This window comes from Anabaena sp. UHCC 0451 (assembly GCF_034931405.1).
GTDB lineage: Bacteria > Cyanobacteriota > Cyanobacteriia > Cyanobacteriales > Nostocaceae > RDYJ01.
Map to the genome: position 1 here is coordinate 1 of NZ_JAYGHA010000038.1, position 15,705 is coordinate 15,705.

At 39.7% G+C, this 15,705-nt stretch carries 15 protein-coding genes; 9 read left to right on the forward strand and 6 right to left on the reverse strand.

Annotated elements, in window-relative coordinates; all coding sequences use genetic code 11:
• The 3 genes from VB694_RS21885 to trpD all read left to right on the forward strand — a co-directional run.
• Positions 1-192, forward strand: a 192-nt coding sequence (locus VB694_RS21885; protein ID WP_323362449.1) for a hypothetical protein, incomplete at its 5' end; no start/stop codon positions are given.
• Positions 185-2,326, forward strand: a complete 2,142-nt coding sequence (locus tag VB694_RS21890; RefSeq protein WP_323362450.1) for an ATP-binding protein — start codon at positions 185-187, stop codon at positions 2,324-2,326. The genes VB694_RS21885 and VB694_RS21890, both read left to right, overlap by 8 nt.
• 201 nt (positions 2,327-2,527) lie before the next feature.
• A complete protein-coding gene (gene trpD / locus VB694_RS21895; RefSeq protein ID WP_323362451.1) occupies positions 2,528-3,583 on the forward strand; it encodes an anthranilate phosphoribosyltransferase in 1,056 nt (351 codons plus the stop codon).
• Here the strand turns inward: trpD and VB694_RS21900 are convergent.
• Positions 3,513-4,571, reverse strand: coding sequence for a retropepsin-like aspartic protease (locus tag VB694_RS21900; protein WP_323362452.1), 1,059 nt, complete (start codon positions 4,569-4,571; stop codon positions 3,513-3,515). The genes trpD and VB694_RS21900 overlap by 71 nt on opposite strands.
• Before the next feature lie 243 nt (positions 4,572-4,814).
• On the opposite strand from VB694_RS21900, the gene VB694_RS21905 reads away from it, so the two are divergent.
• From VB694_RS21905 to VB694_RS21930, 6 genes are all read left to right on the forward strand, one after another.
• Positions 4,815-5,294, forward strand: coding sequence for a hypothetical protein (locus VB694_RS21905; RefSeq protein ID WP_323362453.1), 480 nt, complete (start codon positions 4,815-4,817; stop codon positions 5,292-5,294).
• 82 nt (positions 5,295-5,376) lie between these two features.
• Positions 5,377-6,534: a glutamine-hydrolyzing carbamoyl-phosphate synthase small subunit gene (gene carA / locus VB694_RS21910; protein WP_323362454.1), complete on the forward strand. Its 1,158-nt coding sequence runs from the start codon at positions 5,377-5,379 to the stop codon at positions 6,532-6,534.
• Between the two features lie 253 nt (positions 6,535-6,787).
• Positions 6,788-7,132, forward strand: a complete 345-nt coding sequence (locus tag VB694_RS21915) for an STAS domain-containing protein (RefSeq protein ID WP_323362455.1) — start codon at positions 6,788-6,790, stop codon at positions 7,130-7,132.
• Between the two features lie 297 nt (positions 7,133-7,429).
• The gene (locus tag VB694_RS21920; RefSeq protein WP_416233495.1) at positions 7,430-7,861 is read left to right on the forward strand and encodes a Mini-ribonuclease 3; all 432 of its coding nucleotides are present in this window, start codon (positions 7,430-7,432) and stop codon (positions 7,859-7,861) included.
• 96 nt (positions 7,862-7,957) lie between these two features.
• Entirely contained in the window at positions 7,958-8,944 is a 987-nt protein-coding gene (gene rlmB / locus VB694_RS21925) for a 23S rRNA (guanosine(2251)-2'-O)-methyltransferase RlmB (protein ID WP_323362457.1), read from the forward strand.
• An 88-nt stretch (positions 8,945-9,032) separates the two neighbouring features.
• Positions 9,033-9,335, forward strand: coding sequence for a DUF1816 domain-containing protein (locus VB694_RS21930; RefSeq protein WP_323362458.1), 303 nt, complete (start codon positions 9,033-9,035; stop codon positions 9,333-9,335).
• A gap of 188 nt (positions 9,336-9,523) precedes the next feature.
• On the opposite strand, the gene VB694_RS21935 is transcribed toward VB694_RS21930, so the two are convergent.
• From VB694_RS21935 to VB694_RS21955, 5 genes are all read right to left on the reverse strand, one after another.
• The gene (locus VB694_RS21935) at positions 9,524-10,357 is read right to left on the reverse strand and encodes an alpha/beta hydrolase (protein ID WP_323362459.1); all 834 of its coding nucleotides are present in this window, start codon (positions 10,355-10,357) and stop codon (positions 9,524-9,526) included.
• Positions 10,358-10,531: 174 nt separating this feature from the next.
• Positions 10,532-11,236: a CAP domain-containing protein gene (locus tag VB694_RS21940; RefSeq protein ID WP_323362460.1), complete on the reverse strand. Its 705-nt coding sequence runs from the start codon at positions 11,234-11,236 to the stop codon at positions 10,532-10,534.
• A gap of 143 nt (positions 11,237-11,379) precedes the next feature.
• The gene (locus tag VB694_RS21945) at positions 11,380-11,538 is read right to left on the reverse strand and encodes a thioredoxin domain-containing protein (RefSeq protein ID WP_323362489.1); all 159 of its coding nucleotides are present in this window, start codon (positions 11,536-11,538) and stop codon (positions 11,380-11,382) included.
• Between the two features lie 125 nt (positions 11,539-11,663).
• Positions 11,664-12,518: a sulfurtransferase gene (locus VB694_RS21950; protein WP_323362461.1), complete on the reverse strand. Its 855-nt coding sequence runs from the start codon at positions 12,516-12,518 to the stop codon at positions 11,664-11,666.
• A 267-nt stretch (positions 12,519-12,785) separates the two neighbouring features.
• Positions 12,786-15,419, reverse strand: coding sequence for a DNA polymerase III subunit alpha (locus VB694_RS21955; RefSeq protein WP_323362462.1), 2,634 nt, complete (start codon positions 15,417-15,419; stop codon positions 12,786-12,788).
• Positions 15,420-15,705: the final 286 nt, after the last annotated feature.

The following is a 15,705-nucleotide window of genomic DNA, read 5'->3' on the forward strand; positions in this document are numbered from 1 at the left end:
CGTTTCCCTGTTCCTTTCTATCCTAGATGTTTACAGAAAGCCCATGAAGAAGCTGCGCTAGTTGGTTTTGACATGGACGTGATGGAAGATATGATTGTTAATGCTGTACGTCAATCATTCACTTCTGAGGAACAAAATGTTGTAGATAGAGTTAGACTACAATCTGATGTAAGTATGTTGCGATATGAATAACACACCTTTATTTCCCAAAGAAAATATATCAGGCATCTTTCGAGGTTTCAGTGAAGGAGGGCTTGAATTTCATGCGGATATTGTATTGCCTTACCGCAATGATTTTCAAAGTATTCCTATGCACGGACAGTTTCTTCTGGTACAACTAGCTACTGAAGATGAAGCAGTTTTAGGAAGAATTACATCTTTCTATTCAGACGGAAAACTTACTAGAGAACATGGTGAGGATTTCAGTTTGAGAGCGATGGGAGAAGATCGAGAAATTCCAGAAGATTTGCGTGAACAATATGTAAAATATCGAGTTAATATCCGAGTTCTTGGAGTAATACGTCATTCAAATGGAAAATTTGTCTTTGTAGCTTCTCATCGTCGTCTTCCTCATGTTGGTAGTAAGGTTGCTTTTCCAAGTAATGAAATTCTCAGAGAAATAACAGGACACAATATTACAGGAGCAGACATTGGTTTTTTTGCACTAGGAGAATTTGTTTACGCTGGTACTGATCCACGACTTGGAGTTGCTGACTGGATGCAGGTTAAATCTCCAGAAATTGTTACTCATTTTCCAGTACAGAATTTAGTTTCCCGAAGATCATTTGTATTTGCGCGAGCTGGTTATGGAAAGTCTAACTTAATCAAATTGCTGTTTAGTGAACTATACAAAACAACACCAACTAAAAAGAAACGAGATCAAGATGTACCTGTTGGTACTTTAATCTTTGATCCAGAAGGAGAATATTTCTGGCCAGATGACAATGGAAAACCTGGTTTTACGGATGTTCCACATTTACAAGATCAACTTGTAATTTTTACCCGTCGCCAAGCTCCCAGTAACTTCTATGGTTCTTTTGTTGCAGGTGGTGTTAAACTCGATATTCGCCGCTTAAAACCTGCTGATATTATTGGCGTTGCATTGTCACCAGAACGACAAGAACAGCAAAATGTTCGCAAACTTAGAGGATTATCTCATGATAAGTGGACGCAACTTGTTAATTTAGCCTACAAAGATGGATATAACACAAATATAGGTCAGGTCAAGACGTTATTAAGTATAGGTGATGGATCTGACGCTGAAGCTGGGGCAGCTTTAAGTAACATAGTTTATATTGTGAGAACCTTGCATGATCCTCACAGTCGGTTAATGGATTTCTTGTTCAAAAGTTTGAGAGAAGGTAAACTTTGTATTGTCGATATTTCACAGATGCGGGGACAACAAGGATTAACTTTGTCAAGCCTGATTCTTCAAGAAATATTTAATCATAACCAGGATAAGTTTACTGAAAAAGATGCTAAAACTATTCCTACTATTGCTGTTTTAGAGGAAGCTCAAAGTGTTCTAAGTAAAGGCAGTGATTCAAGTGATGGACCATTTGTAGATTGGTTTAAAGAAGGACGAAAATATGATTTAGGGGCTGTGATGATTACTCAGCAACCTGGTAGTATTCCTGTTGAATTACTCAGTCAAGGTGATAATTGGTTTGTATTTCACTTACTATCTGCTTCAGATTTAAAGAGTTTACAAAGAGCTAATTCTCACTTTAGTGATGATTTACTTGGTGGTCTTTTAAATGAACCATTACCAGGACAAGGAGTAATGTGGAGTAGTGTAAGTGCTAATCCTTATCCTGTTTCATTTCGTGCGCTTTCATTTGAAAAAATATATCCACAACCTCTAGATCCCAAATATGATAAAGACTCTGTTGAAACTTTTGCTACTAAGCTGAAAGCAGAATCTAACAAACCAGCACATAGTATATCGGATATAGATGCTCAAGATTTAGAAGAAAATGGTGAAATTTCAGAAGAGGAAGCAAGAAGTAATCCCGCACCAGAAACAGGTGATTTTTATGTTAATAGTATCAATTACGCAATCCAACAGCTTAAACAACATGATGAATTTCAACTAAAAGTCATTAATGGTCAAGGTCTACCTTGGGGTGTTTTGTTGGGATTTATTAAAAGTTTTCTCCCAGATGAATTACAAAGTAATACGAGTACAATAAATACTTGTATAAAACGGACACTCAGTGAAACATTGGGTGAAGAAGGAAAGTATTGGAAGTCCGAAAAGCGTCCAAAAAGAGGAGGAGGAGGTGAAACTACTTGGGTAGTGCGTATAACTGAAGAGCTTACTTAAAGTATTTTAATAACTCCAAGTCGGGTTATTAAGAAACAATAGGACACGAATAAATGAGATTTTGAGAGATATATTTTTTAAGTCCTGCTAATTCTTCCTTTGCGCCTTTGTATCTTGGCGCGAAACAAAAATATTCATCTCAAACAAAAAATCCTCATTTTTCGGTAAAATCACACACAGCCTAATTACAGAACTGCCAAAATGACAAACTTACCAGATCCTACCACCTGGTCAAACCTACTCAAACAATTATTAGAAAACCAATCATTATCCCGCACCCAAGCAGCAGAACTGATGCAAGGATGGATCAACGAAACCATCCCCCCAGAACTATCGGGAGCAATATTAACAGCACTGCACTTTAAAGGCATTTCTGCTGAAGAATTAACAGGAATGGCAGAAGTATTAAAATCTCTGTCTATCAAGACTTCTGGGGATAATACCCAAAACCCGATCCCCCTAGTTGACACCTGCGGAACCGGTGGAGATGGGGCATCAACATTTAATATATCCACCGCCGTGGCCTTTGTCACCGCTGCTGGTGGTGTACCTGTAGCTAAACATGGCAGTCGTTCCGCCTCCAGTTTAACCGGAAGTGCTGACGTTTTAGAAGCTTTAGGCGTTAACTTGAATGCAGCCAGTGACAAAGTACAAGCAGCAGTGAAAGCAGTGGGAATTACCTTTTTATTTGCCCCTGGCTGGCATCCCGCGCTTAAAGCCGTTGCACCATTGCGGCGAAATTTAAAAGTGAGAACAGTATTTAACTTACTTGGACCCTTAGTAAACCCCATGCGTCCCACTGGCCAAGTAATTGGAGTATTTGATCCCAAATTGATCGAAACCATCGCTCAAGCCTTAAACCAGTTGGGAACACAAAAGGCAATAGTCTTACATGGGCGAGAAAAATTAGATGAAGCGGGTTTAGGGGATCTAACTGATTTGGCGGTTTTATCTGATGGTAAAGTACAGTTAACCACCGTCAACCCAGAAGCAGCGGGTATCACACCAGCACCCATTACAGCCTTAAAGGGTGGGGATGTGCAAGAAAATGCAGAAATCCTCACCAACGTACTCCAAGGAAAGGGAACTCAGGCACAACAGGATGCAGTGGCGCTAAATGCTTCCTTAGCCTTGCAAATAGCGGGTGTAGTTCCCTTATTAAATCATGCTCAAGGTGTAGCCGTCGCTAAGGAAATTCTACAAAGCGGTAGCCCCTGGAAAAAGTTGGAACAGTTAGTTGAATTCCTGAAGGATTAGTATCTGAGTGGGTTTGGGGACGAAATTCTACGACATTGCGTTTGATAGTAACGTCATAGTTACCAAAAAAGTCATGTCCTAACAATCCCGTTTCCAGTTCTACACCAGCGATCGCCACAGGAATTTTACCTACTGTTACCCCGCCAACTTCCATCGAATCCAGATAGCCAACCGCAAACTCCACATCTTTAGAACTAGCTGTGTTAGCTTTGGCAATTCCCACAGGTACTACACCCAAAGCCGCTGCTACCTCTTGAGTAATCACAGAACCACTAGCGCCCGTATCCACAATCATCTCAAAACGCTGCCTACCATTAAAGGTAACTTCCACAATGGGAGTACCACCAACTCGCCGCTTAATCGGTACTACAAATACCTGATTATTGTAGGCGAGGGTTTCCGATGAAGGTAAAATCAGTTCTGGTGGTGGTAGTGGTTGTACTGTTCTCCCAGAATTGGGACTTGAATAACGTTGTATTTTCGGTTTTGGTTTGGGAACTGCAACAACTACCTGTTGATCTGGTACTACAGGAGATGCTAACTTATTGGCATTAGCGTTCTGTCTAGCTAATTTAATGTGACCATCATATTCGGCAATTTTTCTCTGAGCAAAGGGAAAATTGGGGCTATCTCGTTGCACCTGTTGCAACAATGCGATCGCATCCTCAAACTTACTCACCACCAAATTCCAATCATCTGGAGATTGGGCAGATTGACTGATACTCACAGCACCAGTAGCTTTATCCAGCGCCAATTCTAAAGCACTTGGTTCTGTTAATGGTGGTTCTAGTTGTGGTTTTTGATTGCTTGGTAATGATCTTGGCTGCTTAATTGGCGGCTTGATCGCTGCCAAATTGCCCACAGGCGCAGATGGCCGATCACCACCAAACCCAGTTGTCTGTTTGTTGTCACTACAGGCAACAGTCAAAATCGCTAAACTACCGGAAAAAAAAATTAGGGCTGTGCGGGATAAAAAAGACTTAAGCATAATGACTTTCAGGTTAACCGCCCTGGCTCTCTCCAAGTGTAGCGTCCCCACCCAATTAAAAATGGTTCAGGTTTAATGATTTTCAAATCAAAGTTTTCAATAAATAGGAGTTTTTTATATTTTTATATACAAATGTATTACTTTTTGTAAAGGATTGTATAATAAATACAGGAAGGTTCTTCGTTGCCGATGAATATAGAAATATTTAAGATTGTCATTCATGTATAAGTAGATGTATTAACCATGTCTAGCGCAGTTTTAATTGATTTTGAGCAAATTTATCAAATTCGAGGCAACAAGGTTAGTTCTGCTGCAAAGTTTGATGAATATGCTTCATATTTTAAAAAAGCGTCTAGGGAGATAAAGACTCAGTGGAGCAATTTTTCTTCTGAACAACATGATGCTTTAGGAGATTTCGCATACTCTTTAATTGAGCCAACGGAAGAATTTACAGGGTTTTTGGATATCCTCAAAGCAAAAATTTATTTGCTTTTTTTGAATCTTACCTCCCAAAGAGAATCTTATGATGCTTGTGTTGATGCTATTGATTTCTTAGTTGATACAATTCTTGATTGTATTGAGCAAGATGATCCCGGCTATCAGGCTGTTCTATCTGATACTTTAGAGGAATTGCGTTTAAATTACGAACATATTCCAAAAGTAAAGCCGGAGGATAGTAGTGCCTGGTTGCGAAACATATTCGATAATTTTGTACTCTTCTAAAGAACTAAATTTAAATGATAGAAGAGAGGAAACCGTTGTTTACTCCAATTACCAATTACCAATTACCAATTCCCTATTATTTATGTCTTTATCTGATGCAATACCGGCTTTACTTGTCCTAGCAGATGGTACTACTTATCGCGGTTGGTCCTTCGGTGCAATGGAAACTGCAATTGGCGAAGTGGTTTTCAATACTGGGATGACTGGATATCAAGAAGTATTGACCGATCCAAGTTATACAGGTCAAATTGTGATTTTTACCTATCCCGAATTGGGAAATACTGGTGTTAATCCCGAAGATGAGGAATCAACAAAACCTCATGTGAAGGGAGCGATCGCTCGCAATATCTGTCACAAACCCAGTAACTGGCGCTCTACACAATCCTTACCAGATTACCTCAAACAGCACCAAGTACCCGGTATTTTCGGCATAGACACCCGCGCCCTCACCCGCAAAATAAGAATGTTTGGGGCTATGAATGGCGGTATTTCTACCTCTATCCAGGATGAAAGTGAATTATTAGAACTGGTGCAAGCTGCTCCCAACATGACAGGATTAAATCTGGTGCGGGAAGTCACCACCCCAACAGTTTATGAATGGTCCCAAGCTACTACAGAAGCTTGGGAATTTAACTCAGAAGCCGTAGCTAAGATTGGCGAAACTTTCACCGTTGTTGCTTTAGACTTTGGCGTAAAACGTAATATCCTGCGTCGTTTGGCTAGTTATGGTTGTCGGGTGATAGTTGTTCCTGCCAATACACCACCAGAAGAAATCCTTAAATATAATCCAGATGGGATTTTTCTTTCCAATGGTCCTGGTGATCCAGCCGCAGTTACAGAAGGCATTAGCACCGCTAAAGCACTGCTAGAAAGTGAAAAACCCATGTTTGGTATTTGTATGGGACACCAAATTTTGGGTCATGCTTTGGGCGCAGAAACCTTTAAACTGAAATTTGGGCATCGGGGTTTAAATCAACCTGCGGGTTTACAACAACGGGTAGAAATTACTAGCCAAAACCACAGTTTTGCTATTGATCCGGATTCATTACCATCAGCAGTGGTAGAGGTTAGTCATCTGAACTTAAATGATCGTACTGTTGCAGGGGTACGTCACAAGTCTCTACCTGTGTTTTCTGTACAGTATCACCCAGAGGCTAGTCCCGGACCCCACGACGCTGATTACTTATTTGAGCAATTTGTGCTAGAAATGCAAACAGCACGTCAAACAGCGATCGCTTAAGTAACGTAAAAATTGGTAATGGGTAATTGGTAATGGGTAATAGGTCATGGGTAATGGGTAATAGGTCATGGGTAATAGGTCATGGGTAATAGGTAAGAGTCTTTCCCAATCCCTAATCCCTAATCCCCAATCCCCAGTCCCCAATCCCCAATCCCCAACGTAGACAATTTACGTCAAAACCATCTATACTTGAGCGTTTACTTTCAGTTAAGAGGACGAGGAGGGAGTTATTGCTGAACCACTGAATCTAACGGTGAGCCTGAGAGGTACTCGCGAAGTCCGGGATAACTGCCAGCTATTCCGCCTCACCGGTTTGTTAGACGCTTTTTCTGAGCCGACATTTCGCAAGATTCTGTCTGGTAAAATTGAAGAAGGTCCAAAGCACATAATTTTGGATCTCTCACAAATTGACTTTGTTGATAGCTCCGGCTTGGGTGCGCTAGTACAATTAGCCAAGCAAGCTCAAAATGCCGAAGGCACTTTGCAGATTGTCACTAATGCCCGCGTTACTCAAACAGTCAAGCTTGTTCGCTTGGAGAAATTCCTTGCCTTACAATCTACAGTTGACGCGGCTCTAGAAAACATTAAGTCGTCTTGATTGCTTGAGCAAAGAAAATTAATGTGGCTATCTAGATGATGAGGCCGAAGGTGAGGGAGAAAAAGAATAGATTAATTCTCTATCTCCTTCATCTCCTCTTCATGATCAAGAATATATATAATTTCAGTAATATTTGTTAGTGTTGAATATGCTAGGTATGCTATGATGGCGTACTGCACGAAAAATAAGTAAATAAATGTTCGTAAATATAATCTTCCCAATGCTAGTAGGTCAAGGAATGATGAACAGGTGAATCCCCAGCAGGAAAAAGCTAAAAATGGAGAAGATGCAACTGCAATGCCGGATTCATCAAATACTCCAGCATTGTTGGTAAACACGGGGCAAGCACCCCAACCCATATCCCAGGCACAAGTGCAACAAATTTCTCCTTCGGCCTTAGCCTACCTGGGTGATGCAATTTACGAATTATATGTTAGAATGTTTTTTCTGTGGCCACAGCAACGGCCAGAAATTTACCATCGTTTGGTAGTGGCGCAGGTCAGAGCGGAAACACAAGCCCTACATTTGCGATCGCTAACTCCTCATTTAAGGAGTAACGAATTAGAAATTGTCCGCCGGGGTCGCAATGCTGCCACAGGCCGCCCCAAGCGACTTAATCCCGAAATTTATCAACAGGCAACTAGTCTAGAAACTTTAGTTGGCTATTTATATCTCACCGATTACCCCCGGTTAACAGAACTGTTGCAAAAACTCCATCTAGAGACATAGTAAGTAGCTCAATCTCACGATAGGAAAAACAGTCTTAATGGTTCATTAAATTGAGGGAATCGTTATGCTCACCCATTCACTAAATTCAATAATCTCATGACTAACCAACCAAGAAAAATCAATCATGCTGGCGAACCAAAACGTGGGCAACCCATCAAAATCAAAGGTAAGCGCGTTATTGCCAATCCTATTCGTAATCAAAGCAAGACAGAAGTCAAACCCATTTCTGGTAAACCGCGTCCATCTCGCCAATTTTCCCATCCATCTTTAGAGATCAAATTGACGGAGATTAAATCGACCGAAGAAAATGATCTCATCTACGGTCGTCATCCAGTATTAAGCGCATTGGAAAATCAGCGTAATCTCAACCGTCTTTGGATTACTACTCGTTTGCGCTACGATCCTCGATTTCATCATTTGATTCTCCAAGCTAAAGACAATGGCACAGTTATTGATGAAGTTGAACCTAAGCGTTTAGACCAAATTACGGATGGGGCTAATCACCAAGGTATCGCTGCTCAAGTTGCTCCTTATGACTATACGGAATTAGAGGATCTGATTACTCAAGCCAAATCAGTTAGTGATCCCGTGATTGTTGTTGCTGATGGCATCACTGATCCTCACAACTTGGGGGCAATTATTCGCACAGCGGAAGCAATAGGCGCACAAGGATTAGTCATTCCCCAAAGAAGGGCTTCGGGGATCACTTCCACTGTTGTTAAAGTGGCCGCAGGTGCTTTAGAAAACTTTTCTGTAGCTCGAGTTGTTAACCTCAGCCGCTCTTTAGAACAACTCAAAGAAGCGGGTTTTTGGATTTACGGAACAGCTGCCACTGGTAGTGAAGCTCTGCATACAGTAAAATTCAGCGGACCCGTTGTTTTGGTAATTGGTGGTGAAGGCGAAGGTCTGAGTATGTTGACACAACGATCCTGCGATGTTTTAGTGTCAATTCCCTTACAGGGTAAGACTCCTAGCCTGAATGCTTCAGTGGCAGCAGGGATGGCACTTTATGAAATTTATCGTCAACGGTCATTAAATACCCACTATCTTGATAAATTACACACATTTTCTTTGAAAAAATAAACCTAAAAGAGTATAAAGAAATGTAAAACAAAATCAATCCAACATATTCTTTTACACCCGATAACACGTTTATAAATTGGTGAAAACCATGAAAAACATTTGGCATAACCTTAAAGAAGGGCTAATTAGCGCATCTAATGGTCTAGGCTTGGCTTGGTGGGTGGAAATTGTCACCCAGAATCCTCGTTGTACATATTACTTCGGTCCCTTTTTAAGCTCAGTAGATGCAACCTTGGCCAGCAAAGGCTACTTAGAAGATTTGGAAATCGAAGGAGCGCAAGGAATTATAGTCAATGTCAAGCGGTGCAAACCGTTTGTTTTAACTATTGCTGAAGACTTGGGGGAAAGGATTGACCGTAAAGTAAAGCCTGCCTTTAGCGGTCAAGTGTAATACAAATCCATAGGCTGTCATCATTCCTGGGTGAATTCTGGGAATGATGAACAACATCCCAATTTTTTAGTGACAGGTGACAGTTAAGAGAGCAGGGGAGAATAACTTTAATATCTATTTCCGAGTCCCCAATCCCCAATCCCCAATCCCCAATCCCCAATCCCCAATCCCCAATCCCCAATCCCCAATTACCAATTACCAATTACCTGTGGATGTGCTTCTAACCAAACGTCAATATCACCCAGCAACTGTTGGGGAATCTCCCAGGGGAAAAGATGGGCGGTGTGGGGGTAACATTGCCAGTGAGAGTTTTTGAGATGTCGCGCTGTTTCTAAGCTGGAATCAGCAGTAATATGGCGGTCTTGGTCCCCAGCAAGTACCAAACTGGGGCATTCTATTTTTTGTAGGTCTGGAAGTCGATTGTATCCGGCTTTAATGGCGCTATAGAGGGCGCGAGTAGAGTATTGAGAAGTTTGTAAATAAGCTTGTAGGACTGACTTAGAAATGTAACTATAAGCTGTGGGTGTATGTTGTTGGATTAGATAGCGAAAAAGCGATCGCTTGCCAAAAGTTTCAATATTCCAATCCCAACCAGGTTTTATATAATTCAATAGCGCCGCAACGCCGGTATAAAGATTATCCTGCCAAGAAATAGGCGGATGATTCCCCCAAGGTCTAGCTGAGGTAGCGACTAAAATCAGCCCTGTGACTCGCTGTGGTAAACGCAGTGCTAATTCCATCGCCAAAATTCCACCCAGTGACCATCCTAAGACTAAGCATTTTTCAATCCCAAAGCGGTCTAGGAGGGCTTCTAAATCCTCTAAATGGTCTTGCATGACAAAATCTTGATTGCAGCGGCTTTTACCGTATCCGCGCAAATCTGGGGCAAAAGTTTGGAAGCGTTTTGATAGATGATTAGTAAAAACAGAAAGATTACCTCCGGTACCCGGATGTCCGTGTAAACCGAGTATGGGAAATCCTTCACCTTGGATGTAAACGTTAAGAGGTAATTGATAATTCATAATTGGTAATTGAGAAAAATAAAATTGATTACCCAGTCCCCAGTCCCTCACAAGGGTAGGTATTTTACATTGTCGTGAGGGGAAGACAAGATTTTTACCAATGCCCATTCTTCATTCTTCATTCTTCATTCTTCATTCTTCATTCTTCATTCTTCATTCCCCAGTCCCCAGTTTTTACTTTTCGATATAACCCCCAGCATAGGTAATCACACACATATTTCTATAGGATTTGTGAGTACCATAAGCAACACCAGCAACCTTAAATGCAGGGTTAAAAATATTGGTGCGATGACCTCGTGAGGGTACACCATCATCAATAATTAACTGCATGACGATTTCTTGAGCATTATTTACACCATAGCTGATATTTTCCGCTGCTGTCTTTTGCCATCTACCATAGCGATTGATGCGAGTAAAAGGGGTACTACCATCACTCCCATCATGACCTAAAGCACCTTTTGGACCTTGATCTTTGACATGATCTCTAGCACCTAAAGACATTCCCTTAGATGTTTTTAAAGAACCTACAGGACGTACTGATTTAAGAAATGCGATCGCCTCATCAACAGGTTTTACACCTTCCTGAGTAATTAAATAAGTATTGTTGGAAATCTTCACTCTATTACCCTGAAAACGTTGGCGATAGTTTTCTAAAATGGGTATATATGAGCGAGGATTTGTTCTCACTTTGTTAGTTTCATTAATGACTTGTTGTTCCAAAGTTGAGAGATAACTAGCTTTGGCTAACAAACTGGAATCATGAGATTTAAATATTGCTGTTGTTGGTTGTTCTATTGATTGTTGAGATTGCAGTATTTGATGAGAATAACCAACTACTAAGGTAATAGGTAGTAATAACCAAAATTTAAACTGACTCATTGATGACCTCAAGATTTATTGATAGTACCAATTTGAGATTTTAGACTTGGGATTACTTTTTTAGTTCCAACTACATTACCTTGTAGGTGTAGTCTGTCTAAAATTGCAAATCTAAAATCTAAAATCGGATGACTGTTGCTATATTATTTCTCTACAGTCAGGATACTTTCAATTTCTGATAACTGAACTGTACTTGTAACATTCTTGCTATTGATGATGAAAGAAGGTGTACCCGAAAGTCCTAGTTTGTAAGCCATTTGTTGGTCTTGTTGAATTGCTTGATCTGCTAAGTTGCGGTCAATTTTAAACGCCCACTAATTAATAAAGGACAGGATGCCTATCCCACAATATTTGATGATTTATTTTCTGGTGTTCCCTAATTCCAATAGCCTGTCCGTCTGACCCCAAAAGACTTTTATCTAAAAACTTAAATGACTCGGTTATCAACTGGTAATGAGAAATCACGAGACCATTCATTCCAAGAACCAAAATAATTTTTGGCTTGAATTCCTACCTGTTGCAGAGCAATTAGTGTATTAGCAGCCCTTGAACCTTTAAAGCAGTAAATATAGACAATAGAATCTGAGTTAATACCCACTGACTGACAAATTTTGAGGATTTCATCTGGTGAGCGGAACATGGGAATATTAGCCTCAGAATTCATCAATAGATGCCATTCTAACCACACAGAGTTAGGGATTCTCCCTTTGCGAGGACAAAAATCTGGATCGTAAGGAGAAGAACTCAGTCCTTGCCATTCTATGCGATCGCGGACATCTAATTTGATAATTGCAGGATTGTCAATTGCAGCCAACATTTCATTTTTTGTCACCATAATATCAGGGTTGGTATGCAATCTAAATATGCTACTTTCGGTTGTGGTTAATTCTTTGGTAGTGGCTAATTCAGCAGCAAGCCATCCTTGATATCCCCCGTGGAGAATAGATACTTCAGGACAACCCAAGTATTTAAGTAAAAAAGCGGCTCGACAGGATTGACCATAGCCTTTATTTAAAGCATCTTCATAAACAATTAACTTTTCTGTACCAGAGATTCCAACTTTGCTCATAATTTCCGCAAAATATTCTTGTAATTTTCTTAATCCTTCTGGTGAAGAGTTATCCAAAAGATAAGTAAAAAATGTGCGAATATTGATAGCACAGGAAAGGTGAGAGATAGCATATTCTTCTGGACTTCGCGTATCTACAATTACAACTTTCGAGGATTTTTCTGTTAATAAATAAGAGAGTTCTGGGGGAGAAATGAGAACTTTTGTATCCACGTTTCTATTTTTCTCTATTGTGCTATTGAGCATTATCACGCTCTGGAGATTGGCACTTTGGAGTTAAAATTACAGAGGCATAAATGTAGATTGTTATGGAATAACTTTATATAGGCTTGATCTCGTTTGATCTCGTTCCCAGTTTTTAACTGGGAATGTCATCACAGAGGCTCGGCCTCTGCTGTCACTCAAGGCAAAGCCTTGAAAATTCATTCCCATACTCTGTATGGGAATGAGGAAAATAAGACTTTATTTACCTCAGAGTATTTACTCCGGTAAACCTGCCACTTTTAACAAATCTAATCCCTTTTGAAATATCTCATCAATGGGCAACATTTCCCCTTCAATAGTCATAAATTTATGGTCTTTTGTTGCCCTAATTTTTGAACCATCATCTAAACAATATTCATACACTTCTTGTACTCCTCGATGATGCCATTGGGCAATTGGTTGTGTATAAACATTTCCATTTTTATCGACACTGAAAATACTACACTCAATCCTTTTTTCGACAATTTCCCCAATTTGTAAAAAGCCATATTCAACGGTTAAAATTTCCGTTTCATAACTTAAACAATATTCAGCAAACTTCAACATATCCGCAAATAACTTTTCAGCTACTTGCTTTCTTACGCCGTTTTTTGTAGACCCATCAATAAACTTTTCTTCCTGCTTCTGCATCTCTGTAACTTTCTTTTTACCCATAGCGCGACGCAGTAAGTCAGCTTGTCCTAAAGTATAACCAGCCATATCCTGAGCAATTTTCATAATTTGCTCTTGATAGACCATAATTCCGTAGGTTTCATTTAATATTGGTTCTAAAATTCCAGTTTCATATTCAATTTGTTCCCGTCCATGTTTGCGATTAATAAACTTAGGAATTAGCCCTGCATCTAATGGTCCTGGTCGATAAAGTGCCAAAATAGAAGAAATATCTTCAATATTAGAAGGCTTTAAATCTTTTACTATTTGCTTCATTCCTGAAGATTCTAATTGAAATATACCTTCCAAATCACCTGATTCTAATAACGCATAAGCTTTAGATACATCTTTAGGTAAAGTGCTATGTTCGCCTTTAGCTAATATTTTTTGGGCTTTTCTTTCTTGATGGGTAATTTCATCAGGATCAACCCGATAACCCTTACTTTCTTCAATTAAATCCAAGGTTTTTTGAATTAGTGTCAGGTTGCGTAAACCCAAAAAATCCATTTTTAACAAACCCAGTGATTCCAAATCTTCCATGAAATACTGGGTAATTACAGAACCATCATTATTACGTTGTAAAGGCACAATTTCATCTAAAGGTTCTGCGGAAATGACCACACCAGCAGCATGAACACCAAAGGTTTTGTTAGTTCCTTCAATTCGCATAGCCATATCCAGCCAATGACGAACTCTGGGATCATGATCATATTTTTCTTTAAACTCTGGTGCTGGTGTTTCATCAGAAACCATGACTTTGAGTTTAGTTGGTTTTCCCCGTACAACCGGAATCATTTTCGCCATTTTGTCAGATTCCCCATAAGGAATATCTAAGACTCTGGCGACATCTTTTAATACTGCTTTAGATGTTAAACGGTTAAAGGTGATAATTTGGGCAACTCGATCCGCACCATATTTATTAGTTACATATTCAATGACTGCATCTCGTTTTTCAATGCAGAAATCTGTATCAATATCAGGCATTGATTTGCGTTCTGGGTTCAAAAATCGCTCAAATAGTAACCCATGATGTACAGGATCAATATTTGTAATTCGCATGGCGTAAGCAACCAAAGAACCAGCCGCAGAACCACGTCCTGGACCGACAGGAATATTATTATCTCGCGCAAATTTGATGTAGTCCCACACTACTAAAAAGTAGGTAGAAAACCCCATTTTTTGCAGCATTTTTAATTCATATTCTAATCTTTCTTTATAAACCTGATCTACTTCGCTGCGGGATTTGCGATTTAATCTTTCTAATAGTCCTTGCCATGCAATTTCTTCTGCGTAAGTGTCAGGAGTATGACCAGAAGGAATATCAGGAGTAGGAATTTTCGGCTCATCCATGATATGGTAAGGCTCGACTTTATCTGCTACTTCTTCTGTGGTGGCTATTGCTTCGGCAATGACATCATCGGGTAAATGATCACGAAATAGCATCTGCATTTCTTGGGCAGATTTCAGGTATTCTGTGCCGCTATATCGCATTCTTTTGTCTTCACTAATTAGCTTGCCAGTTTGAATACAAAGTAAAGCATCATGTGCTTCTACGTCAAAGCAAGAAATATAATGAGAGTCGTTAGTAGCAACAAATTTAATTCCTAATTCACGGGCAATTTTCACAATTTCGACATTCACAATTCTGTCTTCTTGTGAACCGTGGTCTTGAATTTCTAAATAAAAATCTTCACCAAATACTTCTTTATACCATTTAGCAACTTTTCGGGCTGCATCTGGTCTATTACTGAGAATTGCTTGGGGAATTTCTCCACCTAAACAAGCACTGGTGACAATCAAACCTTCTTTATATTGTTTAAGTAAATCTTTATTAATACAAGGACGGGAAAAAATACCTTTGCCTTGCACACCTTGGAGGTGAGAAATTGTGGTGAGTTTAACTAAGTTTTTATAACCTTTAGTATTTTTAGCTAAAACAACTTGATGATATTTAGGACGATGACGATCTTGTTGTTCAAGATTGCCGTTGAGGATATACATTTCGTTGCCAATTATTGGCTTAATGGTTTTACTGCGGCAGATTTTGATTAGTTCAACTGCCCCATACATGACACCATGATCTGTGAGGGCGATCGCTTTCATTCCTAATGCGATCGCTTGATCTACTAATTCTGGTAGTTGACTTGCCCCATCAAGCAAACTATAGTCACTATGAATATGCAAAGGTACAAAAGACATAAGCAATTAAAAATTCAAAGTTAATGATTAAAAATTAACAATTCATCATGCAGTAACAGCTTAACAGTTTTTACCATAAATTACCCCTTTCCTATTCCCAAAATTTTGATCGTCGTTGGTGGTATTTTTAGGGTTACAGTTATTTCATAGCATCTAGCATGATCAAAAGTGAGAATCTTTGGCAAACTCCCCGGTGTAGAGGGCAGAAAAGCCTAATTTAGCAAAGATAGTAAGAATTCAGGTAAGGCGATAAGATCTCCCCGACTTCTTTTATTTATTGTGTCCA

What these genes read in the sequence shown, in the direction of transcription:
- VB694_RS21890 (WP_323362450.1), top strand. Translation starts at nt 185, where the DNA reads ATGAATAACACACCTTTATTTCCCAAAGAAAATATATCAGGCATCTTT.
- trpD (WP_323362451.1), top strand. Translation starts at nt 2,528, where the DNA reads ATGACAAACTTACCAGATCCTACCACCTGGTCAAACCTACTCAAACAA.
- VB694_RS21900 (WP_323362452.1), bottom strand. Translation starts at nt 4,571, where the DNA reads ATGCTTAAGTCTTTTTTATCCCGCACAGCCCTAATTTTTTTTTCCGGT.
- VB694_RS21905 (WP_323362453.1), top strand. Translation starts at nt 4,815, where the DNA reads ATGTCTAGCGCAGTTTTAATTGATTTTGAGCAAATTTATCAAATTCGA.
- carA (WP_323362454.1), top strand. Translation starts at nt 5,377, where the DNA reads ATGTCTTTATCTGATGCAATACCGGCTTTACTTGTCCTAGCAGATGGT.
- VB694_RS21920 (WP_416233495.1), top strand. Translation starts at nt 7,430, where the DNA reads ATGCCGGATTCATCAAATACTCCAGCATTGTTGGTAAACACGGGGCAA.
- rlmB (WP_323362457.1), top strand. Translation starts at nt 7,958, where the DNA reads ATGACTAACCAACCAAGAAAAATCAATCATGCTGGCGAACCAAAACGT.
- VB694_RS21930 (WP_323362458.1), top strand. Translation starts at nt 9,033, where the DNA reads ATGAAAAACATTTGGCATAACCTTAAAGAAGGGCTAATTAGCGCATCT.
- VB694_RS21935 (WP_323362459.1), bottom strand. Translation starts at nt 10,357, where the DNA reads ATGAATTATCAATTACCTCTTAACGTTTACATCCAAGGTGAAGGATTT.
- VB694_RS21940 (WP_323362460.1), bottom strand. Translation starts at nt 11,236, where the DNA reads ATGAGTCAGTTTAAATTTTGGTTATTACTACCTATTACCTTAGTAGTT.
- VB694_RS21955 (WP_323362462.1), bottom strand. Translation starts at nt 15,419, where the DNA reads ATGTCTTTTGTACCTTTGCATATTCATAGTGACTATAGTTTGCTTGAT.